Below are 21,390 nucleotides of genomic sequence, written 5' to 3'. Positions count from 1 at the left end.
AGGTTTGTTCATCCGTGAACAAACTTCGTATCATCTATGTGCAGAATTAAATCAAGCGGCCATTTTGTGGCACAATGTGGCGTGTCGTAGATGCAACGAAAAACGCCCCACGAAGTAAGTGGGGCGCTATTAAATAACCATAAAACAGAAGGTTAGTCGTTCTCAGCCAGCCAGCGTTCGGCCTCGAGTGCGGCCATGCAACCCATACCTGCAGAGGTTACGGCTTGGCGATATTTGTGATCCGTTAAATCGCCTGCAGCAAAAACTCCGGGAATCGAAGTGGCTGTGCTGTCAGGTTGCGTGACGACATAGCCGCCCATATGCGTTTCCAAAACGTCGCTGACGAGTTCATTGGCGGGCGCATGACCGATGGCAACGAATACGCCCTTGCATGGTAGGTCTGTGATTTCGCCTGTCTTGGTGTGCTTGACCTTAACACCTTCTACACCGAGGGGCGCATCAGTGCCGTAGACTTCTTCGATCTCGTGAAACCAAAGCGTTTCGATCTTCGGGTTTTTCATCAAGCGATCCTCGAGAATCTTCTCAGACCGGAGTTCATCGCGGCGATGCACAAGCGTTACTTTGGACGCGAAGTTGGTTAGAAACAGGGCCTCTTCCACAGCGGTGTTGCCGCCACCTACAACGACGATTTCCATGCCGCGATAAAAGAAACCATCGCAGGTTGCGCAGGCAGATACGCCGAAGCCTTTGAACTTTTCTTCCGATGGCAGGCCAAGCCATTTTGCGCGCGCGCCGGTCGCAAGGATAACGGAGTCGCACGTATAGAGCGTGCCGCTGTCGCCTTTGGCTTTGAACGGGCGCTCGGAGAGGTCGAGGTCAGTAATGATATCACCAATGATTTCTGTGCCCATCGCCTTGGCGTGAGCTTCCATACGGATCATCAAATCGGGGCCTTGTACTTCGGAATCGCCGGGCCAGTTTTCGACTTCCGTTGTCGTTGTCAGTTGGCCGCCAGGTTCGATACCTTGCACCAAAATAGGGTTCAACATCGCACGACTGGCATAGACGCCGGCGGTGTAGCCAGCAGGGCCGGAGCCGATGATAAGAACTTTGGAGTGACGTGTCTCGGCCATATGCGCGCTGCCTTTTGCTAAATTTCGTGGCTCTCTATAGCGGGGAATCAAAGGCGCTAAAAGCGCCAAGCAATCCAATCACCCGATTGCGATGTTTGTGTGAGCAAATGAATGATAGGATAATTTTCTTGCGCACTTGCGAAACATTATTGCGTGTACCATGTGGTTTGTATTACATCGGCAAAGTACACTCATCGGAGGGACACGCATGGCTGGTACGCGACTCGACCCAATTGATCGCAAAATTCTTGCTGAATTACAGGCGGATGGTCGAATGACCAACGTTGAACTCGCCAAGCGCGTCGGAATTTCCGCGCCCCCCTGCTTGCGTCGTGTGCGTACGCTTGAAGAAGCGGGTTACATTAAGGGCTATCATGCTGATGTGGATGCACGCGAACTTGGCTTCGAGGTGCAGGTGTTTGCAATGGTCGGGCTGCAAAGTCAGGCAGAGGCAGATCTGAGCGCCTTTGAGGAGCAGTGCCGTAATTGGCCGTTGGTACGCGAATGTCACATGCTCAATGGTGAAGTTGATTTCGTTTTGAAATGCGTCGCACCTGATCTGAGCTCATTCCAGAGTTTTCTGACCTCCGAACTTTTGACCACGGAAAATGTAGGAAGCGTGAAAACCTCGCTCGTCATTCGTGGGGCAAAGGACGAGCCAGGTGTTCCATTTGACGTGCTTGAAGAGCGATTGAGCCAGTCAGACTGACTTAATCGCTTAGTAGCGGGTCAAGCTTTCCAAAGTTTCTTTGGACATTCGTGGATAGGCCAAAGCGCCGAAGTCCTCGAAGCGATCAATATCTGGAAACAACGATAAAAAGAGCGAGCGCATGTTTTCGCCAAGCTGATCTTCTGCGCCTTTTCCCGGGTGGTAAGTTTCGACTTCGCGACCGTTTGCATAGATTGCTGTGTGTTTTTTAGTGCGTAGATGAAACAATCGCACAGGGCTAGGCGGTGAAACGAGAAAGGTGGAATGACCATCTTCAAGGTCGCGCGCAGGCGTGAGAACGCAGCTAACCCCTATCTTTTCTTCAAGCGATGGGGGCCTTTGTAACAAGCGGGCATTCTCGCCAAGAAGAACGTCGCCAAGCGATCCTATATTTGAATACCCATCAGAGACGAGACGAATAAGCCCTTTAAGGGACGATGTCGGGAGGGCTTGCGCAGGTACAAAGCTGGTCGAGCCGATCCAGATCAAAGGCTCAGGATCGCCATTAACCGTATCAATCAAATCGCCGGGAAGCAGGTCTTCGACAGCAACCGGACCCATAGGGGTCGAGATGAGAGTGCCACGCGCAAAGGCGGAACAGGCTGATTCAAAGAGGTCAGTGGCAGGCGCAAGATGGTGAGAGGTGCGCGCCGCGCCACAGGGAAGGAGGGAAGCAATCTCAAATTTGCGCATGAGAGGTTGAGTGCGCTGAGAACGCTCCTGGGAGGGAGAGTACCGATCAGTTGTGACCGGGAGGGAATATGTATTTTCTGCCCGCAATGCGGGTGAAAGTTGGTTCGCCATGAATATACCTATCGAGGTATGTCACAACCGCGTCGGCCCCCACCGACAACGACGACCGGACAAGTCGTTAAATCTGAATTATGAATGTCATGCCCGTTGGGCGTGTGTCAAAATTTAGGTTAATTTCTTCATTACTCTTCACCAATGCTGCTCGTTTTGAAGGGACTGTTTCGCCAGAAAAAGGCAAAGCTGCCACATTTGTGCCCAGAAGTGGGCGTGTTCTGCTTATGTCGCGCCGAATCGTGGTGCGTTTAGAAGTCGTGAAAACGCTCCGATCTGAAGATCAGGCCGACTTGAGTTCTTTTTTCTCAGTGTTGCGCTTGGCTATGAAGGCCGCACGTCGTGCACCGCGCTCAAAAGGGAGCGCCGGAACTTCGGATTTAGCTGTGTTCACGACAGATGCTATGAAGCGTGCTTTGGGTTTCATGGTTAATCCTGCCTTATGCTCGTTTTTGTTTACCTATCGGTAACGGTGATGCCGCTTGATTAGGGCGGCAAAGTGGCAGGCATTAGGTGGATTTAGGTTAATAGCGCGGACACTGTGTGATTGTTCACAATCGAATAACAGAGATGAGCCGCCCGTAGTCGGCTTCCTTGCGGTGCGTTGTGCGGCGATAGGAGTAAAAGCGTGCCTCATCCGCGTAAGTGCAGTGACCGATCCATTCCGCTGTGCCAACGCCTGCGTCGCGCAACATGTGTAAGCCAAAGCTTGGAAGGTCAAATTGCATACGATCGTTTTCGCCATTTGCAAAGAAGCGCATGAAATCGGGGTCCGTTGCGACGAAGTCCTCGAAAAATTCTGGGCCAACTTCATATGCTTTTTGTGAAATGCAGGGACCAATGGCCGCTGAGATATTGGCACGTTTCGCGCCAAGCGCTTCCATCGCGTTAACTGTGTTGGAAAGAACCCCGTTCAAAGCGCCCTTCCAACCCGCATGTGCCGCGCCGATTACGCAAGCGTCAGCGTCGGCAAGTAGGACTGGTTGGCAATCAGCAGTAAGAATACCTAGGGCAATGCCCTTTTGGTTCGTCACCATGGCATCTGCTTTGGGGCGCTCATCGGTTGGTTCAACGATTGTTACAACATCCGCGCTGTGATGCTGATGAACCCCAACCAGAGCATTCACCGAGGTCCCTATGTGATCTGCAACGCGCGCACGATTGGTTTGAACCGCTGGTGCGGCGTCATTTGAGCCAGAGCCACAGTTCAAGCCTTCATAAATGTCGGTTGATACACCGCCTTTGCGAGTGAAAAAGCCGTGCTTTATGGCGTGCAGTGAGTCAGCCTTGAGCGTTTCTATCGTCATGTTTCATATCCCGCTGGTGGATTTGTGCCGCTTGGAAAGAGCGCGAAAGTTTTGAATATCGTCCCCATTTCATCAGGATGGGTCAAGCGTCTGTGCGCCGCGATATGCTGTTTCAAGTCTGTACCGTTTAGGTTTTTCGCAAGCGCTTGTGCGCGATCTGTAATGCCGAGACGTTCAAGGAATATCCCTTGCGGCGTGATACGCGAGTGGGCGCAGGGTAAATCAGCGACAAGCACTTCAAAATCAACATGCGCAGTGAGATCGCTTTCGCCGGGTTTATAAAGGGCAGCAACTTTTTCATGCGCACGCAGCGCTTGCAAAGTGTCGCCAAGGGAGCGCCAATCGCCATAGTCAAAAATCAGGGCAGCGCCGCCATTTGCATCGACCCGCTTTGCGAGGCTTTGCATAATCGTGGGCGCTTGCGGGCAGAATTCAACAAGATCACCGTCTTTTGTATCTTCAAGACGATGTGCAAGTACACTCAAAGGTGCGCCAGCGCTCAGGCCGAATGTCAGTGCTTCGCCTTCAATACCGACTTGCCGTTCGCGCCAAGAATCGCCGTCGCGGATCATTTGATGGATTGGCAGTGCATCAAAGAACTCATTTGCCACAAGGTAAAGCGGCACATCGGTGGGCAATTCTTCCGTATGATCATGCCAAGTCGGTGTCACGTTTTGCAGCGTCTGTGCTTGAACTTTGCGTAAGCGTTGTGACGCCTCAACAAGGTGAATCTCGCAGGCCGCTGCAAAGGCTGGAACTGCTTTTACAGTGCGTAAAATATCAGCCATTAGAGTGCCACGCCCAGGACCAAGTTCCGCCAAGGCGATACGCGCGGGCTTGCCCTGCTCTATCCATGTTTGCGCAAGCGTTAGGCCAATGAGTTCGCCAAACATCTGGCTTACCTCAGGTGCCGTGATGAAATCACCAGTCGTACCAAAGGGGTCGCGCGTGCTGTAGTATCCATGCTCTGGATGAAACAGGCAGATTGCCATGTAGTCCGATACGCTGATCGGGCCTTGCGCTTTGATCTGCGCGGTTAGGATCTTTTCGAGCGGGGTCATGCTTTACGGGCGCGCAGTATGAACCATATGCCGATGAGGATCATCGGGATCGACAGGAGTTGGCCCATCGTAAAGCCATATCCTCCTGTTTGCAGCGCGAGGCCAAGGGGATTGCCTTCAGTGATGAATTGCGCGTCGGGTTGGCGTACGAATTCCACAAAAAAGCGTGCAGCGCCGTACCCTGCAAAGAATATTCCCATTATTGTGCCGGGAAACTTAAGCGCATCGCGTCGCCAGACGAGCCACAAAATGACAGTGCCGAGGATCAACCCCTCGAGCAACGCTTCGTAAAGTTGTGAAGGATGTCGCGCGCAGATATCTATCAATGAGCCACATTGTTGCGCTGCTGCGTCAGGGAATATGACGCCCCATGGAAGATCAGTCGGACGGCCCCAAAGTTCTGAATTGATGAAATTCGAAATGCGCCCAAGGAACAACGCGGGTGCAACGGCAAGCGCCATCATGTCCGCCGTATGAAGTTTGGAAATACCGGTGCGCGCGCAGAAATAAAGACCAGCCGCAATCACACCAAGGAGGCCGCCGTGAAACGACATCCCGCCTTGCCAGATCATGAAACTTTCAAGTGGGTGAGCAAGGTAATAGGCAGGTTGATAGAACACCACATACCCAAGACGCCCGCCAACAATTACGCCCAAAATCACCGAGGTGAGCAAATCCTCCACTTGCGCAGGTGTCATCGGGGATTGATCGTTGGGCCAAAGCCGCGCGGCTTTCACAGCCATCAGCGCGAGCCGCCAACCTATCAAAATACCCACAATATAGGCTAGCGCATACCACCGCAGCGCAAAGTCAAAGCCGAACAGGTCGATGGAAAAAATCTCTGGTGAGATTGGGGGGAACTGGATCGCTGCCTGCATTATGCTCTGCCTTGATGTCATCTGCGCCGAGTTGACGCCTTGTGGCTTGGTGCTTTCAAGCCCATATATCACTCAAATGGAGCGACGGAGGCAAATATGCAAACTCGAAACAAAGTTCTAGACGATATTTCGCAACTGATGACCAATGCAATGGGCGTGGCGCAGGGTGCAAAGACAGAAGCCGAGACGGCGATGAGCTCTTTGGTGGATCGCTGGCTGGCAGATCGCGACTTTGTCACGCGCGAAGAATTCGACGCAGTACGCGCGATGGCGCAAAAAGCGCGCGAAGAAAACGCTACGCTGAAAGCGCGCCTTGATGCCTTAGAAGCCAAGTAAACGCACGAAAGACTAAGAATTTATGAAGACCTGCTGCATCTTGTGGCAGGTCTTTTTTTGTCCACAACTTATTGCGGTTATCCCCAAGTTATTGCTTTACAGCTGCGCGCAACACCCCCACGATATATGGTAAGCAGTCTGCAGGCGTCTACTAGATGGGCGATGTATAACCACAAATGGGGGTGACCATGGCCAATCTCGAGCAGTTTATCGAAGACGATATTCATCCGATTGATCTGGTGGAGCATGTGGCCGAGCATCACGAGTGGGAATTTGACCGCATTCACGATGATCAAATTGCGATGAACGTTGAAGGCCAGTGGCGCAATTATGCGATCACGCTGGCTTGGTCAGCGTATGATGAAACCTTGCGGATGATTTGCACCTTTGAAATGGAGCCGCCGAAAGCCAAACTGCCCCAACTTTTTGAAATGCTAAACGCGATCAATGATCGGTGCTGGGCCGGTGCCTACACGTATTGGGAAGAACAGCAGTTGATGGTGTATCGCTACGGCTTGGTTCTTGCGGGCGGTCAGGTCGCTGGCCCCGATCAGATCGACACGATGATCAGTGCTGCCGTGACAAGCGCAGAGCGATATTATCCTGCATTGCAACTTGTCATTTGGGGCGATCGCAGCGTTGAAAACGCGCTCGATGTTGCCATTGCAGAGGCCTACGGCCGCGCGTAACACTTTCCCCAAAGAAATTCGGGGGTACACATGAATATGGATGCTGTCGCGGCACGCGGCTTGGTGCTGCTGGGATGCGGTAAAATGGGCTCTGCAATGCTCGCGGGTTGGCTCGAGGGCGGATTGCCTGTTGGTTCGGTTTGGGTGCAAGATCCCTTTCCATCAGATTGGTTGAAAGCCACAGGTGTGCATATCAACGAAGGCTTTCCAAACGCCCCTGCGGTCGTTTTGATCGCCGTGAAGCCGCAAATGATGGGCGAGGCTTTGCCCGCGTTGGCGGCTTTGCCGAAAGACGGCACGGTCTTTTTGTCCGTCGCTGCAGGAGTATCGATTGCATCTTACGAGGATGCGCTGGGCAAGGACGCCAGCATCGTACGTGCCATGCCGAATACGCCGGCAGCGGTGGGCAAGGGAATCACGGCAATTATTGGAAACAGAAATTCTACGAGCGCGGACTTGGACTTGGCCGAGGCATTACTGAGCGCAGTCGGGCAAGTGGTCCGCTTGAGCGAGGAAAGCCAGATGGATGCGGTCACGGGCGTGTCCGGCTCTGGTCCTGCATACGTTTTCTACATGATCGACGCGCTCGCCGCGGCGGGTGTTGCGCAAGGATTGCCAAGTGATTTGGCGATGCAGCTCGCCAAAGCGACAGTTGCAGGGGCAGGGGTCTTGGCGGAAACGGCGAACGAGACGCCCGAGCGATTGCGCATCAATGTGACTTCGCCAAATGGCACGACGCAGGCGGGGCTTGAGGTTTTGATGGGCGAGGATGCACTTGCACCGCTCATGGCCGCGACAGTGAAAGCTGCAACAGATCGTTCAAAGGAATTGGGCAATGGTTGAGATAACATTTGATGACTTTATGCAGGTCGATATCCGCGTGGGGCGGGTTATCCACGCAGAACCTTATCCAGAAGCGCGCAAACCTGCGATCAAGATGCAAGTGGATTTTGGCGGTGAGATTGGTGTGAAGAAAAGCTCTGCACAGGTCACCGCGCATTATACTCCTGAGACCTTGATCGGTCGGCAAGTTATGGCGGTTGTAAATTTCCCGCCGCGCCAGATTGGGAAGTTCATGAGCGAAGTGCTGGTCCTTGGTGTACCCGACGCAGATGGCGAGGTTGTTTTGATCGCGCCTGATCAAGATGTCCCAAAAGGTGTGAGATTGTTCTGATGAAACTGCTTATGACCCGTCCCCTTCCGACGCCAGTTGTAGATGCCGCGCGTCAAACGTTTGATGTGAGCGTGCGCGAGAACACATCAGTATTAACAGGTGATGAATTGCGCGCGTCCTTGCGAGATTACGATGCAATCCTTCCCACTTTAGGTGATCTTTATAGTGCTCAAGTGTTCGCTGATGTGCCGGAACCTCGTGCAAAAATGCTCGCTAATTTTGGGGTCGGGTTTAACCATATTGATGTCACTGCTGCGAAAACGGCGGGCCTTTTTGTCACCAACACACCGGGTGCGGTGACTGATGCGACGGCTGATATCGCGATGACCCTTATGCTCATGAGCGCGCGGCGCGCGGGTGAGGGGGAACGCTTGGTGCGCGCGGGCGCTTGGGAAGGGTGGCATCCGACCCAAATGCTCGGACTGCATTTAAGTGGCAAACATGTCGGCATTGTCGGTATGGGCCGGATTGGTCAGGCGATTGCACGGCGTTGCCACTTCGGGTTTGGGATGAAGGTTAGCTATTTTAATCGCTCAATCAAAAAGATGGATTTTCCTGCCGATCAAATTGCGACCTTGAATGAGCTTGCTGCTCAAGTGGATGTGCTGGTGGTTGCTGTTCCGGGGGGATCAACGAAGCATTTGGTAGACGCAGAGTTGCTTAAATCCATGCAGCCACATGCGCATCTTATCAATATCGCGCGTGGTGAAGTGGTTGAAGAAGAAGCACTGATTGCAGCCTTGCAATCGCGTCAAATCGCTGGCGCTGGACTTGATGTGTATGAGTTTGAACCCAAGGTCCCCGATGCGCTGAAGGTGATGGAAAATGTTGTCCTGCTTCCGCACCTTGGTACGGCAACGTTAGAGGTGCGCACGAGCATGGGGTTGATGGCTGTCGAAAATGCCGTGGCTTTCGCAAAGGGCGAGGCATTGCCGAACCCTGTTTAAGAGCGTTTTTTAGCGGCCTGTTGCTTCGCGCCAATGACGGCGACACAGTGAGACATAAACCTCATTGCCACCGATTTGAACTTGTTCGCCTTCGGTTAAAGCACGGCCATTTTCGTCCTGTCGAATGACCATCGTTGCCTTTTTCCCGCAATGACAAATGGTTCGCACTTCGCGCATTTCATCGCTCAACGCCAACAAAGCCGCAGAGCCAGGGAAGAGCTTACCGCGAAAATCGACGCGCAAGCCGTAGCACATGATAGGGACCTTTAAGTCATCGACCGCGCGCGCGAGCTGCCATACGTGGTCTTCTGACAAAAACTGCGCTTCATCAATGAATACACACGCACAAGGGCCTTGTGCCAAACGCATTGCAAGTTTTTCGTAAAGATCGTCTGTATCATCAAACGTATCAGCATCTTTGCCGATCCCAATTCGGCTTGCGATACGGCCATCCCCAGCGCGGTTGTCAAAACGCGCGGTTAACAAATGTACGTTCATACCGCACTCGATATAGTTATGGGCGGCTTGAAGCAGGACAGTCGATTTGCCCGCGTTCATCGTTGAATAGTGGAAATACAGTTTGGCCATACGTGCGTTTTGCCCAAAGCTGCAGGCACTGGCAAGTCGGCTTTGTGGCCCAGAAAAACAAAAGGGCGTGTAAAGCAGAAACCCCTGACCCTCACACGCCCAATACTCATGACACCAACTTTGACGACCCACCGCAGAAAGCGCTTTGGGTCGCCCTCTTTGGTTTACACCCTAAACTTAGGGTCACTCGTTACTCACACGCTCTGAAACCATCAGAACGGTTTACAAATCTCACATTCCCGCTAAATGATGCATGGGAATGTAATTAAGAACTTCCCCCCAAAAGTCTTGGGGGAATTGGGGATGCGGTATGGCCGGAGTTGGCAGCTATCTAAAAAAGCATACGGAAGCTTTGGTGAAAGACGTTGGCATCGAGCCAGCTTGCGAGCTTACCGGAAAATCCAAAGCGACACTCGGGCGTTACTATTCGGACAATGACGAGCACGCGGACCGCTTTATGCCGGTCGACGCAGTCGCCGCATTGGAAGAAGCCGCATCTTACCCACATGTGACAGCAGCGCTGGCCGAATTGAAGGGAATTACCCTGTCATTTGACGAACGTCGCAAGAATTCAAATGATAAAGGCGGTGTGAATCAAGACGTTATCGCCCTTAGTCAGCGATTTGCGATGTTGATGGCTGAGTACAATCTCTCCATCGAAGATGGCGTCATCACAATGAATGAGGCAAAGCGCTTGTTGAAAGAAACAGTCGCGATCCAGCAAGTCCTGATTGATATGAAGTTGCACTTGGAAGACGAGCACACGTAAGCGCTCCCTTCGATATTCAACACATGAAAAAAGCCCCGATTTGATATCGGGGCTTTTTTCGTTTTAGGATAAAGTGCTATTAGACGAAGAACTGAGCGCCGTTCGCAGAAATCGTCGAGCCATTGATGAAACCCGAATCGTCAGATGCAAGGAACGCAACGCAGCGCGCGATTTCTTCTGGCTCACCAAGGCGACCCGCAGGGATTTGACTGATGATGCTGTCGCGCACTTTTTCAGGAACGGCCATAACCATTTCTGTCGCAATGTAGCCCGGGCAGATTGCGTTTGCTGTAATGCCTGCGCGCGCGCCTTCTTGCGCGAGGGACTTCACAATGCCCAAGTCGCCGGCTTTTGTTGCCGCGTAGTTGACTTGCGCGAACTGACCTTTTTGACCGTTGATCGAAGAAATCACGATAACGCGGCCAAACTTGTTTTCACGCATGGAGGGCCAGATCGGGTGAACAGTGTTGAACACGCCTGTCAGGTTGGTGTCGATCACTTGGTTCCACATCTCTGGTGTCATTTTGTGGAAAGGCGCGTCTTTGGTGATGCCAGCGTTTGCAACGACAACTTCGATCGCGCCAAGATCAGCCGTGACCTGAGCGATGCCCGCTGAGCTTTCTTCGTAGCTTGCGACATTCCACTTGTAGGTTTTGATCCCTGTTTCTGCCGTGAATGCGGCTGCGGCTTCGTCGTTGCCCGCGTATGTGGCTGCGACTGTGAAGCCGTCTGCCTGAAGCTTTTTAGAAATAGCAGCGCCGATGCCGCGTGAACCGCCTGTGACGAGTGCAACTCTTGCCATGATGTAGTCTCCAATTATCAATTGCGTCAGTAATCTTATTACTGATCGCGATAGAATTTAGCAATAATGTTTCGTGAAGGATTTTTAACGTTATGTGAGGGAGGTTTGATCCCCCCCCTCACATCCTTAGTTACGCACGTTCGAGGCACATAGCGACGCCCATGCCGCCACCGATGCAAAGCGTTGCGAGACCTTTTTTCGCATCGCGGCGCTTCATTTCAAAGAGAAGCGTGTTGAGGATACGCGCGCCAGACGCTCCGATTGGGTGACCAATCGCGATTGCGCCGCCGTTGACGTTTACGACCTCCGGGTTCCAGCCCATGTCCTTGTTGACAGCACAAGCTTGCGCCGCAAACGCTTCATTCGCTTCTACGAGATCAAGATCTTCTGCTTTCCAGCCAGCTTTTTCCAAAGCTTTGCGGGATGCGTGGATCGGGCCAACGCCCATGATGGACGGATCAAGACCTGCAGTCGCGTAAGACGCAATACGCGCGAGCGGCTCGATGCCGCGTTTCTCTGCTTCATCCGCAGTCATCAACAATGCACCTGCCGCGCCGTCGTTCAAGCCAGAGGCGTTTGCCGCTGTGACGGAACCATCCTTGGTAAACGCTGGGCGCATCTTTGCCATTGCTTCAAGGTTTGCGCCGTGGCGGATGTACTCGTCGCTATCAACAATGATGTCGCCTTTGCGTGTCTTGACGACAAACGGAACGATCTCGTCAGCGAATTTGCCAGCTTTCTGCGCAGCTTCTGCTTTGTTCTGGGAGGAGACAGCGAACTGGTCCTGCATATCACGGCTAATTTGCCACTTTTCTGCAACGTTTTCGGCTGTTTGGCCCATGTGGTAGCCGTTGAACGCATCCCAAAGTCCATCGCGGATCATGCTATCGATGTACTTCATGTCACCCATTTTGTGACCTGCGCGCAGATGTGCGACGTGGGGGCTCAGGGACATGTTTTCTTGACCACCTGCGGCAACAATGCTCGCATCACCAAGCTGGATGTGTTGTGCAGCAAGCGCGACAGCGCGAAGGCCGGAACCACAAACCTGGTTAATAGACCAAGCCGAGGATTCGATAGGGAGGCCTGCATTTACGTGCGCTTGGCGTGCTGGGTTTTGCCCTTGGCCTGCGGTCAGAACCTGCCCCAGAATCGTTTCTGAGACGTCAGCGGCGTCTATGCCCGCGCGTTCAACAAGGCCTTTCAACATTGTTGCACCCAAATCATGTGCAGGCGTATTTGCGAAGGAACCCGTGAAGCTGCCAACGGCAGTCCGAGCGGCGGAGGCGATTACAATATTTGTCATATGACCCTCTGTCTTTTTGTGGCGAAGAACTCTGTCACCAAGTAACAGCTGCCAAATTGCTTGGGCATCTGCTACGTGCGTGTCTATCTTTCCGCCGCGTCAATAGCCTGTGCAAGGGTTGCGTGTAAACTGTCAGGGTGTCTCAGCCAAAAGCATAGGGTCAGGGTTGAGCATTTTGCATGGCTCGGATTTATGCGCTGGCGCGCAGCGCTGTTGTGTTTTCTTCCCAAGGTGGGCGAACCGTCGGGGCACCGAAATAGTAACCTTGCAAGCAGTCAATGTCGTTTTCGGCGAGGAAAGTTGCATCGTCACTATTTTCGACAAACTCGGCGACGGTGAACATGTCAAAGTGCTGGGCAATAGAGACTAACGCGCGCACCAACACCTGATTGTCAGGGTTGTGGGCGATTCCACGGATAAACTGTCCATCAATTTTGATCATGTCGAAGTAGAAATCCCGCAGGTATCGGAAAGAAGTATATCCAGCACCAAAGTCGTCGAGCGCAAAGCAAACGCCCCGCTCTTGCAGATCGGCCATGAACGCAATGACAAGTTCTGGCACAAGCATCGCAGAGGTTTCTGTGATCTCCATTATCAAACGTTCACCAAGCGTTGGATCATTTCGTAGGTTGCGATCAAGGACACGCTTCCAACGACCATAACCGATAGAGCGTGCGGACATATTGATTGAAAGTCGCAAGGTCGGGTTCTTGCGAAGTGCGCGCAGGCCCTTTTCCAGAGCGAGGCAATCAACAATGCGCCCCATTTCTGTTTCTTCAATCACGTTGATAAACTCACGCGCAGGAATGATACGACCGGTTTCATCCAAAACACGAATAAGGCCCTCGTAAAAAGCCACGTCACCCGTACTGGCCATGATTGGCTGATAGGCCAGCATTACTTGCTTATGCTCAAGCGCAGAGCGTACCATTTCAAGGGTAGAGCGATCGCGTTGGTTCACCGCAGCCGAGAGCGGGTCATCATAGCTGTGTGGATCAAGTTGGCCACGTTTGCGATTTTGCTTCATTTCAGTCCCCTTGAAAATCAAGTGATTGATAATCGCGAAACATCTAACAATAGATTAATATTCCCATTTTGTTCTAATTTGATTAGAACAGAAGGTGATTTTGATTGAAGGGTATTGAGATGGGTGAAATCTGTGGCTGGGCCGGGTCTGAAGAGATTTACGTTCATTATCACGATACTGACTGGGGTGTTCCGGAGTATGACAGCCGTGCGCTTTGGGAAAAGTTGATCCTTGATGGGTTCCAGGCTGGGCTGAGTTGGATCACCATCTTGAAAAAGCGAGAGAATTTTCGAGAAGCGTTTGCTGGATTTGAACCAAACATCATAGCAGGTTGGGGCGAAGACGACATCGAGCGCCTATTGCAAAATCCCGGTATCATTCGCCATCGCGCAAAGATTGCAGCGACAATAACCAACGCGCGTGTTTGGCAAAGTATCGAGCAAGAGCAGGGGTTTGATCGCTATCTATGGGATTTTGTAGGCGGTGCGCCGATCCAGAACTCTTGGCGTACACTTGATGAGGTGCCGCCATTCACAGAATTGTCTACAAAAGTTTCGAAAGATTTGAAGAAACGTGGCTTCAAATTTTGCGGTCCGACGATTGTTTATGCCTTTATGGAAGCGGTTGGCATGGTGAATGACCATCTTGTGAGCTGTCCGCGCCATGAAGAGGTGAAGACGCTGGTACGCTAGCTAGATCGCTTGGCAGTTCTATTTTGCGATGAACGTGCCAAAGACAAGACCGTCTTGACTGCTGGAAACGATGACACCGCCGACTTCAGCAGGTGTTAGCGTGTCTGAACTGTCCCTTTTCGCGCCGAAGAACTGGCCAGATGCATCGTTGTCCGCAGACGTGCCGGTTGGGCGAACGCGTTCACCATTCTTGAACATTTTGACATTGGTGCCAGAAAACAAAGACCCATTCAGCGACATGCCGCGCGCCGACAGTCTGTCGATCTGGCTACCGAGTTGTATAACCGGTTCATCAACCTGGAGCGCGGCGTTCACCTTGCCGGTTGCGAAATTCACATCGACTTCACTAGAGGCCGTATGATTGATGATCCTTGGGGCGGTGTCTGGGAAATTCGAAGGGTAAATCTCGGTGACTTCTCCAAAGCCAGAAAAGGTTGCGGTGCCGGACATGGGCATGTCGGCGACGCTGGTTGCGATGCCAAACACACCTGCGGTCGCGTTTGTGCCGTCTTCAATCGCATAGCGCGCCGAGAACTGGTAGTCAGCCTGATCGACAATCATGGTCAGCGTGTCATCGGAAAACTCTTGAGCAGAGTTTTGGCCGTCCGGATCCTGAAGTGTGAAAACAGTATCACCAAAGTCGAGGCTGCGCCCGTCTGGTCCTATCGTACCACTGGCCAGGTTAATCCTAAGCAGCGGCGCTGTTTGATTTGGCGTCAAAGAAACACCGCTGATCATGCGGGTCTCCTGTTCGGGTGAAATAAGCGGGTTGTAGGGTATCGGGTCCTGCACTTCAGGTTCTGGAGGGGTTTCGGGTTGCGTTTCCACAGATGCTGTCTTCGCAGGTGTGACTGTGATTTCGGTTGGCATTTCGGCAGCGACGGTCGTGATCGTGTCCGTTGATGTTTGTGACACACAGGCGGACATAAGGAACCCCGACATGAGCGGAAGTGGGATGAAGGCAAAGCGTTTCATGTGAGGTCCGCAGTTTCAGGTCTTAGTTCTGATTTGCTATGCATTTTTGGCAAAACTGTGGTCATCATAAAAAGAATTAAGGGTCCGCGAAAGACATATCCCTTCATGCGCCATATCGTGCTTTTTGCCGCGCAATAATTGTTTATTCGCAATAATCATCCAAACACCTTCATGAGCGGTTGACTCATCTTGGACGCTAAGTATATGCGCCCCTTCATTGGTGTTGGTGGCCCCCGCAAGGGGATGCCTGTCGGGATACGCTCTTTTTATACCTTCACGTATAGAGCAAATCCAAAGGACAGCACCTTTCAAAATTGAAACTTGAAAGGATCCAGATTGTGACCAAGCGTACATCTGCCAAATATAAAATTGACCGCCGTATGGGCGAAAACATCTGGGGTCGTCCGAAGTCCCCAGTGAATCGCCGTGAATATGGCCCCGGCCAGCACGGTCAGCGTCGTAAAGCCAAAGTATCTGACTTTGGCCTTCAGTTGCGTGCAAAGCAGAAATTGAAGGGCTACTACGGCGATTTGACCGAGAAGCAGTTCAAGAAGATCTTTAAAGAAGCGGACCGTGTTAAAGGCGATACAGGTGAAAACCTCATCGGCTTGCTTGAGCGCCGCCTCGATGCGGTTGTTTACCGTGCAAAGTTCGTCCCTACAGTGTTCGCTGCGCGCCAGTTCGTGAACCACGGCCACGTCCGTGTGAACGGCAAAAAAGTGAACATTGCATCTTACCGCGTTAAAGAAGGCGACGTTGTAGAAGTACGTGACCGTTCCAAGCAGATGGCAGCAGTTCTCGAAGCGACTCAGCTTCCAGAGCGTGATGTGCCTGACTACATGGAAGTAGACCACTCCAAGCTGACAGCGACATTCACTCGCACGCCTGGTTTGTCTGATGTTCCATACCCAGTCGTGATGGAACCAAACCTCGTCATCGAATATTACGCACAGAACTAAGGTTCTTTTGCTGAAAATTATGAAAGGCCCGCAGCATTTGCGGGCCTTTTTTTGTTGGATTCAGGGCGCTATAAAATTAGGTGCTGGGGGTCTGATATGCGGATAACCCGCTAATTCGCTGCAGTTGTGCAAATGAGTGCTATCTCGATCAGATTGAGGCGTCAGGATGAATAGACTGATAGTGTGCTATGTCGCTTTAGCATCATAAATTTCTCGCGCGGAATCGATTTTAGCAAGGTTACCTAAGGCCCAGTGCCCTAATGCATTGACCGGCTCGCGGAATGATTGACCCATCGGTGTGAGATTGTATTCCACCTTTGGTGGGATCGTCGGATGATAGGTCCGGTTGACCAATCCGTCTCGCTCGAGCTCTTTCAACGTCAGGCTTAGCATCCGTTGCGAAATACCCAAATTGCGCTTTAGCTCATTGAAGCGAAGGGTTCCGTATTGGCCCAGAGAAATAATCACAAGAACGCTCCAACGATCACCAACGCGCGATAAAACTTCGTTGATGCGCTTGCAGTCGGGGCATTGAGCCGAATCTAACATATCGGTTCCTTTTGTGTGACCGAGTATCTTTGATGTGCGTTCTTGTGCGGCGTGTTGGTTCTGAATATGTCTCTGGTTACTAATATATACTGCACAGAATACGTGCCTACAATAGGAACAAATACATGACCGACAGCACTCTTCTCGAACAGTTGAACTGGCGCTATGCGACTAAAAAAATGGACACAGCCAAGGTGGTTCCACAAGAAAAGCTTGATGTTATTATCGAAGCAATCCGGATGGCTCCAACATCGAGCGGCACGCAGCCCTTTGAACTGCTCGTTGTAACAAACCCGGAGAAATTGGCGGCCATTCGAGAAGCGGCAGGCGGTCAAGCGCAGATAACAGATGGGTCTCATCTTCTGGTTTTCGCTGCGTGGGACAATTACACAGCCGATCGTATCGACGAGGTGGTTGATCTTAACGTTAAAGCGCGCGGCGATTTGCCGATGTTGCATGCATACTATGACAATCTAAAGAACAACTATGTACCGCGCGATGCGGCAGTGAACTATGCACACGCTGCACGCCAAGCTTATATTGCGCTTGGAATTGCGCTGGTAGCTGCGGCAGAGCAAGAAGTCGACAGCACCCCGATGGAAGGTTTTGACCCAAGTAAAGTTGATGAAATTCTAGATCTAAAATCGCGCGGATTGCGATCAGTCGTGCTGTTGCCTCTTGGCTACCGTGACCCGACTGGCGATTGGTTGTTGCCGATGGGCAAAGTGCGCAAGCCACTCGAAACGATTGTTACGCACGTCGATTAATCTTTGCGGGGTTTAGTGCGCTTAGTCTGCTGCCTAAAGAATTGAAGATAACGCAAAGCGGTCATTGGCCGCTTTGCGGAAAACAAGCACAGTTGGTTTATCCACGCATCGCAAAACCGCAGTTTTCGTGAGAACCGTTCTGCGCGCGCATTTTCTTCCTATCGACTGTTTGAGGACCAAACGTCGCTGCAAAGCAGAAAAATGCAACGAGATCTCAGGGTTGCATTGCCAAGGCTTTCGAACAGTCCATAACTCATGCTGCTATGTGCGTGCTTGTGAGCAAATCTTTCGCGCTAGCCTTCCTATCCCCTCACGGCTAAAACGCCTTAAAGGAGACAGACATGAGCAAGATTAGACCACAGCCCGGCATACTCGATATCGCGCTATACCAAGGCGGTGCGGCCCATGTTGAAGGCGTGAGCAATGTTGTCAAACTGTCCTCGAATGAGAACCCTTTTGGACCATCACCCGCAGCTATAAAAGCTTATGAAGCTGGAGCGCGCTTTTTGCATCGCTATCCATCTTCTGATCACAGCGAACTGCGCGCGGCGATTGCGTCAGTCTATGATTTAGATCCAGAACGTATCATTTGTGGTGCCGGTTCGGATGAGATTATTGCGTTCTTGTGTCAGGCCTATGCGGGCAAAGGGGATGAAGTCATTCACACAGAACACGGCTTTGCAATGTATGCGATTTCTGCGCGTGTCGCTGGGGCGAAACCTGTTGAAGTAAAAGAGCAAAGTCGCGTCACAGATGTTGATGCGATCCTCGCAGCATGTACCAAAAAAACAAAGCTTGTCTTTATTGCCAACCCTAACAATCCGACAGGCACGATGATTTCCCTGTCAGAGGTTGAGCGCTTGGCGGAAGGGTTGCCCGAGCAAGCGATTTTGGTGCTTGACGGTGCCTATGCCGAATATGTCGAAGAGTATGATGGTGGCGCGGCTTTGGTAGACGCGCGCGACAACGTTGTTATGACGCGCACATTTTCCAAGATTTACGGCCTAGGCGCTTTGCGGGTTGGTTGGGGATATGCACCCAAGGCGATCATTGATGTTCTGAACCGCGTCCGTGGCCCATTTAATCTGAGCGATGCTGGCTTGCGTGCTGCTTTAGCCGCGATGCAAGATCAAGCTTACATTAATCAGTGCCGAGAGGCGAATGCGAAGTGGCGTGATTGGCTTTCGCACGCTCTAGCAGCGCACGGTGTGCCATCTGATGTAAGTCTCGCTAACTTTATTCTTGCGCGTTTTGGCAGTGATGAGGAAGCTGGCGAGTGCGATGAATACCTTAAAAGCCAAGGCCTGATTGTGCGACGTGTTAAGGGTTACAAACTGCCAAACGCTTTGCGCATTACGGTGGGTGATGAAGCCTCCTGCCGTCAGGTTGCGCATGCGGTTGGACAGTTCAAAGGCGGCGCGCGATGAGCCAGGTTTATGAACGCGTTGCGCTGATTGGCCTCGGGCTGATTGCGTCCTCGCTCTATTGGGCGTTCAAACGCGATGATTTGGTTGGCGAAGTGACGGGCTATGCGCGCTCAAGTGAAACACGTGATATCGCGCGAGAAATAGGCCTGTGTGATCGCATTTGCGACAGTGCTGCAGAAGCCGTTGCAGGTGCTGATCTTGTAGTCCTTTGTGTGCCTGTTGGTGCGATGGACGCAGTCGCCCGCGAGATTGCACCGGCTTTGAAGGCTGGAGCGACGGTGACGGACGTTGGTTCGGTCAAACAAGCTGTTATAGCTGCGGTGCAACCGCACTTGCCTGACACAGTGCATTTTGTGCCCTCACATCCGCTTGCGGGTACTGAGCATTCAGGTCCGCGGTCGGGCTTTGCTGAACTGTTTGAAGAGCGCTGGTTTTTGATCGTACCCGTTGAGGGTAGTGATGTATCCGCGGTGGATCAGCTTGAAATATTATGGCAAGCGATTGGATCGAAAACAGCACGTATGGATGCAGATCATCATGATCGCGTGCTGGCGGTGACGTCACACGCCCCACACCTCATCGCTTATACAATGGTTGGGGTTGCTGATGATCTTAGCCGTGTGACCGATAGCGAAGTGATCAATTATTCAGCGGCGGGATTTCGCGACTTTACGCGTATTGCCGCGTCAGACCCTACCATGTGGCGCGATGTTTTCTTAAACAACAAAGACGCGACGCTGGAAATTTTGGGACGCTTTACAGAAGAGCTTTTTGCTTTACAGCGCGCCATTCGCACGGAGGACGGAGATATGTTGCACGACTATTTCACGCGCACACGCGCGATCCGGCGTGGCATTGTTGAAGCGGGGCAGGATACCGATGCTCCTGATTTTGGACGAACGAAAACATGAAACATGTGATTGCTGCGATTTTGATTGGCTGTTTAGCAATGCCCGCAGCTGCGATTGCACCCGATACTTCAACGCGCCCACTTGCAAGGGGGCAAGAGCCTGCGCAAGCTTTGACGCGCCCGAAGCTCCGTCCAGAAGCCAAGGCGCTGTTAGCTATCGAGGCAGCCTTGCCAAGTCGTCCGAAGTTACGCCCAGCATCTGAACAGGAAAAGGCAATGGGCGCGGGTGCGCAGGTTATTCTGGCCTCTGCTGCTGTTGGACTGCCACAATCACTTCATCCTATGACGCGCCCAAAGGGTTTGGCAGAGAAGGTCATGGGCCAACGTCGCCAAGCCAAACGCGAACTTGCCAAAGGTGCCGTTTGCGGTGATCCCGCAATTCAAGGGGATGCTGTTGGCGCTGTGCCGGGTCGTATTCGTGGATGTGGCGTTCAGAATGCTGTAAAGGTGCGATCTGTTTCTGGCGTTGTTTTGAGTCAATCATCGGTGATGGATTGTGGCACGGCAAAAGCATTGAGAGCCTGGATTGATAAGGGTGTGAAGCCCGCACTTGGCAATCGCGGCGGTGGCGTAAAGTCCTTGCGCGTTGCCGCGCATTACGCTTGTCGCACCCGCAATAATCAAAAAGGCGCCAAAATTTCAGAGCACGGCAAAGGCCGCGCGATAGATATTTCTGGCATCAAGTTGAAGAATGAAGAAGTGATTACAGTTTTGAAAGGGTGGCGTTCAGCCAAAAACGGACCTGCTTTGAAGCGTATGCACAAAGCGGCCTGTGGGCCGTTTGGAACAGTTTTAGGGCCAAATGCTGATCGCTTCCATCATGACCATTTTCATTTTGATACCGCGCGCTATCGCTCCGGCAGTTATTGCAGGTGATGGTTTCGGATCGCTGTGCGATCCGACCGGCTGGGGGACTAGTCCCCCAGCCGGTCGGATATTTTCAGAGAAAGGAAGAGATGTGCTTTATTCGCGTAATTCTTCTGGTTTAACACCCCAAAGAGAGGCTTTAGGTGCCCAACCTTTATAGCCCGAAGACGTGAGGCGGCACCATGCGGGACCGCATTTACCTAAACGCGCGATGACGCCGTGTTCTAAGCGCGCCATTACTGGCGTTGATGGATCCGCGCGTTGATAAAGGGCGAGCATATCTTGTTCAATCAGCACGTAGCGTGTGCCAGAAAGCAATGAGTAATGGACCCAACCGCCTGCGCCATCGCGATCACGCACGCGCCGCCAGTGACCGTGTTCTGCGGTGATTTCTAGGGGCATGTCGCGACGTTTGAAGACCCAGTCGATACGATGGCTGAGCGATGGTCCACGGCGGACATTGCCTTCGCTCGCCTTTAAGGAAACGTATCGTGGCAATGGCAAATTGGTCACCGCCCCGCGCTCTGATGCGCTGGCAGTTGCTGCTATAAGCGCGAGCATGCCTGCTCGCAAAAGCGTCGCAATTGGTTTCATTGACGGGCCTGTATTTTTGACTGCGTAATATTATTGCGCCTCGCTTCTTGTAGGTGGCGGCGCTTTTAGGCACTCTGCACGTCAATAGCCTGTTTGAAAAGCCGCAAGGAGAGCAAGATGCCATCAGAACGCTTAAGTGTTGTCGTGACGCGACGCCTG

General features: G+C 52.2%; 26 protein-coding genes. 13 read left to right on the top strand and 13 right to left on the bottom strand.

The annotated features are described in order from the left end of the window. Positions 1–152 precede the first annotated feature (152 nt). Positions 153–1,094, bottom strand: coding sequence for a thioredoxin-disulfide reductase (gene trxB, locus ACTG3Z_RS14900; protein WP_375266354.1), 942 nt, complete (start codon positions 1,092–1,094; stop codon positions 153–155). Positions 1,095–1,302: 208 nt separating this feature from the next. On the opposite strand from trxB, the gene ACTG3Z_RS14895 reads away from it, so the two are divergent. Next, entirely contained in the window at positions 1,303–1,803 is a 501-nt protein-coding gene (locus ACTG3Z_RS14895; protein WP_375266355.1) for an Lrp/AsnC family transcriptional regulator, read from the top strand. Positions 1,804–1,812: 9 nt separating this feature from the next. On the opposite strand, the gene ACTG3Z_RS14890 is transcribed toward ACTG3Z_RS14895, so the two are convergent. The 5 genes from ACTG3Z_RS14890 to lgt form a co-directional block, all read right to left on the bottom strand. After that, a complete protein-coding gene (locus ACTG3Z_RS14890; RefSeq protein WP_439143827.1) occupies positions 1,813–2,496 on the bottom strand; it encodes a Hint domain-containing protein in 684 nt (227 codons plus the stop codon). Between the two features lie 394 nt (positions 2,497–2,890). Further along, the gene (locus tag ACTG3Z_RS14885; RefSeq protein ID WP_439143826.1) at positions 2,891–3,034 is read right to left on the bottom strand and encodes a hypothetical protein; all 144 of its coding nucleotides are present in this window, start codon (positions 3,032–3,034) and stop codon (positions 2,891–2,893) included. Positions 3,035–3,158: 124 nt separating this feature from the next. Then, the gene (gene pgeF, locus ACTG3Z_RS14880; protein WP_439143825.1) at positions 3,159–3,914 is read right to left on the bottom strand and encodes a peptidoglycan editing factor PgeF; all 756 of its coding nucleotides are present in this window, start codon (positions 3,912–3,914) and stop codon (positions 3,159–3,161) included. Continuing rightward, on the bottom strand, positions 3,911–4,975 hold the full coding sequence (locus tag ACTG3Z_RS14875; RefSeq protein ID WP_439143824.1) for a class I SAM-dependent methyltransferase: 1,065 nt from the start codon (positions 4,973–4,975) through the stop codon (positions 3,911–3,913). Before ACTG3Z_RS14875 ends, pgeF begins: the two co-directional genes overlap by 4 nt. Beyond that, on the bottom strand, positions 4,972–5,853 hold the full coding sequence (lgt, locus tag ACTG3Z_RS14870) for a prolipoprotein diacylglyceryl transferase (protein WP_439143823.1): 882 nt from the start codon (positions 5,851–5,853) through the stop codon (positions 4,972–4,974). The genes ACTG3Z_RS14875 and lgt overlap by 4 nt, the downstream gene beginning before the upstream one ends. Before the next feature lie 96 nt (positions 5,854–5,949). Between lgt and ACTG3Z_RS14865 the strand changes: the two genes are divergently transcribed. The 5 genes from ACTG3Z_RS14865 to ACTG3Z_RS14845 all read left to right on the top strand — a co-directional run bounded on the left by ACTG3Z_RS14865 (position 5,950) and on the right by ACTG3Z_RS14845 (position 8,999). Then, entirely contained in the window at positions 5,950–6,189 is a 240-nt protein-coding gene (locus ACTG3Z_RS14865; protein WP_375266361.1) for an accessory factor UbiK family protein, read from the top strand. A gap of 188 nt (positions 6,190–6,377) precedes the next feature. Then, complete coding sequence (locus ACTG3Z_RS14860; protein WP_375266362.1) at positions 6,378–6,878, top strand: YbjN domain-containing protein; 501 nt, start codon at positions 6,378–6,380, stop codon at positions 6,876–6,878. A 30-nt stretch (positions 6,879–6,908) separates the two neighbouring features. Then, entirely contained in the window at positions 6,909–7,721 is an 813-nt protein-coding gene (proC, locus tag ACTG3Z_RS14855) for a pyrroline-5-carboxylate reductase (RefSeq protein ID WP_439143822.1), read from the top strand. Further along, entirely contained in the window at positions 7,714–8,052 is a 339-nt protein-coding gene (locus ACTG3Z_RS14850; protein ID WP_439143821.1) for a tRNA-binding protein, read from the top strand. Before proC ends, ACTG3Z_RS14850 begins: the two co-directional genes overlap by 8 nt. Further along, a complete protein-coding gene (locus ACTG3Z_RS14845; RefSeq protein ID WP_439143820.1) occupies positions 8,052–8,999 on the top strand; it encodes a 2-hydroxyacid dehydrogenase in 948 nt (315 codons plus the stop codon). The genes ACTG3Z_RS14850 and ACTG3Z_RS14845 overlap by 1 nt, the downstream gene beginning before the upstream one ends. Positions 9,000–9,008: 9 nt before the next feature. Here ACTG3Z_RS14845 and ACTG3Z_RS14840 read toward each other — a convergent pair whose 3' ends face one another. Then, positions 9,009–9,587 carry a thymidine kinase gene (locus ACTG3Z_RS14840; RefSeq protein WP_375265894.1) on the bottom strand — a complete coding sequence of 193 codons (579 nt, stop codon included), beginning with the start codon at positions 9,585–9,587 and terminating at the stop codon, positions 9,009–9,011. A 310-nt stretch (positions 9,588–9,897) separates the two neighbouring features. Here ACTG3Z_RS14840 and ACTG3Z_RS14835 point away from each other — a divergent pair, with 310 nt between their 5' ends. Continuing rightward, positions 9,898–10,356: a hypothetical protein gene (locus ACTG3Z_RS14835; protein WP_439143819.1), complete on the top strand. Its 459-nt coding sequence runs from the start codon at positions 9,898–9,900 to the stop codon at positions 10,354–10,356. Positions 10,357–10,435: 79 nt separating this feature from the next. Here ACTG3Z_RS14835 and phbB read toward each other — a convergent pair whose 3' ends face one another. The 3 genes from phbB to ACTG3Z_RS14820 form a co-directional block, all read right to left on the bottom strand. Beyond that, a complete protein-coding gene (gene phbB / locus ACTG3Z_RS14830) occupies positions 10,436–11,158 on the bottom strand; it encodes an acetoacetyl-CoA reductase (RefSeq protein ID WP_375265896.1) in 723 nt (240 codons plus the stop codon). Between the two features lie 130 nt (positions 11,159–11,288). Further along, the gene (locus ACTG3Z_RS14825) at positions 11,289–12,464 is read right to left on the bottom strand and encodes an acetyl-CoA C-acetyltransferase (protein ID WP_439143818.1); all 1,176 of its coding nucleotides are present in this window, start codon (positions 12,462–12,464) and stop codon (positions 11,289–11,291) included. A gap of 190 nt (positions 12,465–12,654) precedes the next feature. Then, entirely contained in the window at positions 12,655–13,491 is an 837-nt protein-coding gene (locus ACTG3Z_RS14820) for an EAL domain-containing protein (RefSeq protein WP_439143817.1), read from the bottom strand. A gap of 119 nt (positions 13,492–13,610) precedes the next feature. On the opposite strand from ACTG3Z_RS14820, the gene ACTG3Z_RS14815 reads away from it, so the two are divergent. Further along, on the top strand, positions 13,611–14,183 hold the full coding sequence (locus ACTG3Z_RS14815) for a DNA-3-methyladenine glycosylase I (protein WP_439143852.1): 573 nt from the start codon (positions 13,611–13,613) through the stop codon (positions 14,181–14,183). An 18-nt stretch (positions 14,184–14,201) separates the two neighbouring features. On the opposite strand, the gene ACTG3Z_RS14810 is transcribed toward ACTG3Z_RS14815, so the two are convergent. After that, positions 14,202–15,158 (bottom strand): transferrin-binding protein-like solute binding protein, encoded by a 957-nt coding sequence (locus ACTG3Z_RS14810; protein ID WP_439143816.1) that lies wholly within the window; start codon positions 15,156–15,158, stop codon positions 14,202–14,204. A 338-nt stretch (positions 15,159–15,496) separates the two neighbouring features. On the opposite strand from ACTG3Z_RS14810, the gene rpsD reads away from it, so the two are divergent. Next, positions 15,497–16,117: a 30S ribosomal protein S4 gene (rpsD, locus tag ACTG3Z_RS14805; RefSeq protein ID WP_375265899.1), complete on the top strand. Its 621-nt coding sequence runs from the start codon at positions 15,497–15,499 to the stop codon at positions 16,115–16,117. A gap of 186 nt (positions 16,118–16,303) precedes the next feature. On the opposite strand, the gene ACTG3Z_RS14800 is transcribed toward rpsD, so the two are convergent. After that, positions 16,304–16,666, bottom strand: a complete 363-nt coding sequence (locus ACTG3Z_RS14800) for a winged helix-turn-helix transcriptional regulator (RefSeq protein WP_439143815.1) — start codon at positions 16,664–16,666, stop codon at positions 16,304–16,306. Between the two features lie 125 nt (positions 16,667–16,791). Here ACTG3Z_RS14800 and ACTG3Z_RS14795 point away from each other — a divergent pair, with 125 nt between their 5' ends. The 4 genes from ACTG3Z_RS14795 (at position 16,792) to ACTG3Z_RS14780 (ending at position 20,646) form a co-directional block, all read left to right on the top strand. After that, entirely contained in the window at positions 16,792–17,433 is a 642-nt protein-coding gene (locus ACTG3Z_RS14795; RefSeq protein WP_439143814.1) for an NAD(P)H-dependent oxidoreductase, read from the top strand. A 341-nt stretch (positions 17,434–17,774) separates the two neighbouring features. Beyond that, entirely contained in the window at positions 17,775–18,860 is a 1,086-nt protein-coding gene (gene hisC / locus ACTG3Z_RS14790; RefSeq protein WP_439143813.1) for a histidinol-phosphate transaminase, read from the top strand. Beyond that, positions 18,857–19,771: a prephenate/arogenate dehydrogenase family protein gene (locus ACTG3Z_RS14785; protein WP_439143812.1), complete on the top strand. Its 915-nt coding sequence runs from the start codon at positions 18,857–18,859 to the stop codon at positions 19,769–19,771. The genes hisC and ACTG3Z_RS14785 overlap by 4 nt, the downstream gene beginning before the upstream one ends. After that, complete coding sequence (locus tag ACTG3Z_RS14780) at positions 19,768–20,646, top strand: extensin family protein (RefSeq protein ID WP_439143811.1); 879 nt, start codon at positions 19,768–19,770, stop codon at positions 20,644–20,646. The genes ACTG3Z_RS14785 and ACTG3Z_RS14780 overlap by 4 nt, the downstream gene beginning before the upstream one ends. Positions 20,647–20,733: 87 nt before the next feature. On the opposite strand, the gene ACTG3Z_RS14775 is transcribed toward ACTG3Z_RS14780, so the two are convergent. Then, the gene (locus tag ACTG3Z_RS14775) at positions 20,734–21,231 is read right to left on the bottom strand and encodes an SH3 domain-containing protein (RefSeq protein WP_375265905.1); all 498 of its coding nucleotides are present in this window, start codon (positions 21,229–21,231) and stop codon (positions 20,734–20,736) included. Positions 21,232–21,390: the final 159 nt, after the last annotated feature.

It is taken from the genome of Planktotalea sp., assembly GCF_965659345.1.
GTDB lineage: Bacteria > Pseudomonadota > Alphaproteobacteria > Rhodobacterales > Rhodobacteraceae > Planktotalea.
Note: the sequence above shows the minus strand (reverse complement) of the source record. Positions and strands in the feature narration are given on the sequence as shown.

Coding starts and splice junctions, on each gene's coding strand:
- trxB (WP_375266354.1), bottom strand. CDS start 1,094: ATGGCCGAGACACGTCACTCCAAAGTTCTTATCATCGGCTCCGGCCCT.
- ACTG3Z_RS14895 (WP_375266355.1), top strand. CDS start 1,303: ATGGCTGGTACGCGACTCGACCCAATTGATCGCAAAATTCTTGCTGAA.
- ACTG3Z_RS14890 (WP_439143827.1), bottom strand. CDS start 2,496: ATGCGCAAATTTGAGATTGCTTCCCTCCTTCCCTGTGGCGCGGCGCGC.
- ACTG3Z_RS14885 (WP_439143826.1), bottom strand. CDS start 3,034: ATGAAACCCAAAGCACGCTTCATAGCATCTGTCGTGAACACAGCTAAA.
- pgeF (WP_439143825.1), bottom strand. CDS start 3,914: ATGACGATAGAAACGCTCAAGGCTGACTCACTGCACGCCATAAAGCAC.
- ACTG3Z_RS14875 (WP_439143824.1), bottom strand. CDS start 4,975: ATGACCCCGCTCGAAAAGATCCTAACCGCGCAGATCAAAGCGCAAGGC.
- lgt (WP_439143823.1), bottom strand. CDS start 5,853: ATGCAGGCAGCGATCCAGTTCCCCCCAATCTCACCAGAGATTTTTTCC.
- ACTG3Z_RS14865 (WP_375266361.1), top strand. CDS start 5,950: ATGCAAACTCGAAACAAAGTTCTAGACGATATTTCGCAACTGATGACC.
- ACTG3Z_RS14860 (WP_375266362.1), top strand. CDS start 6,378: ATGGCCAATCTCGAGCAGTTTATCGAAGACGATATTCATCCGATTGAT.
- proC (WP_439143822.1), top strand. CDS start 6,909: ATGAATATGGATGCTGTCGCGGCACGCGGCTTGGTGCTGCTGGGATGC.
- ACTG3Z_RS14850 (WP_439143821.1), top strand. CDS start 7,714: ATGGTTGAGATAACATTTGATGACTTTATGCAGGTCGATATCCGCGTG.
- ACTG3Z_RS14845 (WP_439143820.1), top strand. CDS start 8,052: ATGAAACTGCTTATGACCCGTCCCCTTCCGACGCCAGTTGTAGATGCC.
- ACTG3Z_RS14840 (WP_375265894.1), bottom strand. CDS start 9,587: ATGGCCAAACTGTATTTCCACTATTCAACGATGAACGCGGGCAAATCG.
- ACTG3Z_RS14835 (WP_439143819.1), top strand. CDS start 9,898: ATGGCCGGAGTTGGCAGCTATCTAAAAAAGCATACGGAAGCTTTGGTG.
- phbB (WP_375265896.1), bottom strand. CDS start 11,158: ATGGCAAGAGTTGCACTCGTCACAGGCGGTTCACGCGGCATCGGCGCT.
- ACTG3Z_RS14825 (WP_439143818.1), bottom strand. CDS start 12,464: ATGACAAATATTGTAATCGCCTCCGCCGCTCGGACTGCCGTTGGCAGC.
- ACTG3Z_RS14820 (WP_439143817.1), bottom strand. CDS start 13,491: ATGAAGCAAAATCGCAAACGTGGCCAACTTGATCCACACAGCTATGAT.
- ACTG3Z_RS14815 (WP_439143852.1), top strand. CDS start 13,611: ATGGGTGAAATCTGTGGCTGGGCCGGGTCTGAAGAGATTTACGTTCAT.
- ACTG3Z_RS14810 (WP_439143816.1), bottom strand. CDS start 15,158: ATGAAACGCTTTGCCTTCATCCCACTTCCGCTCATGTCGGGGTTCCTT.
- ACTG3Z_RS14800 (WP_439143815.1), bottom strand. CDS start 16,666: ATGTTAGATTCGGCTCAATGCCCCGACTGCAAGCGCATCAACGAAGTT.
- ACTG3Z_RS14795 (WP_439143814.1), top strand. CDS start 16,792: ATGACCGACAGCACTCTTCTCGAACAGTTGAACTGGCGCTATGCGACT.
- hisC (WP_439143813.1), top strand. CDS start 17,775: ATGAGCAAGATTAGACCACAGCCCGGCATACTCGATATCGCGCTATAC.
- ACTG3Z_RS14785 (WP_439143812.1), top strand. CDS start 18,857: ATGAGCCAGGTTTATGAACGCGTTGCGCTGATTGGCCTCGGGCTGATT.
- ACTG3Z_RS14780 (WP_439143811.1), top strand. CDS start 19,768: ATGAAACATGTGATTGCTGCGATTTTGATTGGCTGTTTAGCAATGCCC.
- ACTG3Z_RS14775 (WP_375265905.1), bottom strand. CDS start 21,231: ATGAAACCAATTGCGACGCTTTTGCGAGCAGGCATGCTCGCGCTTATA.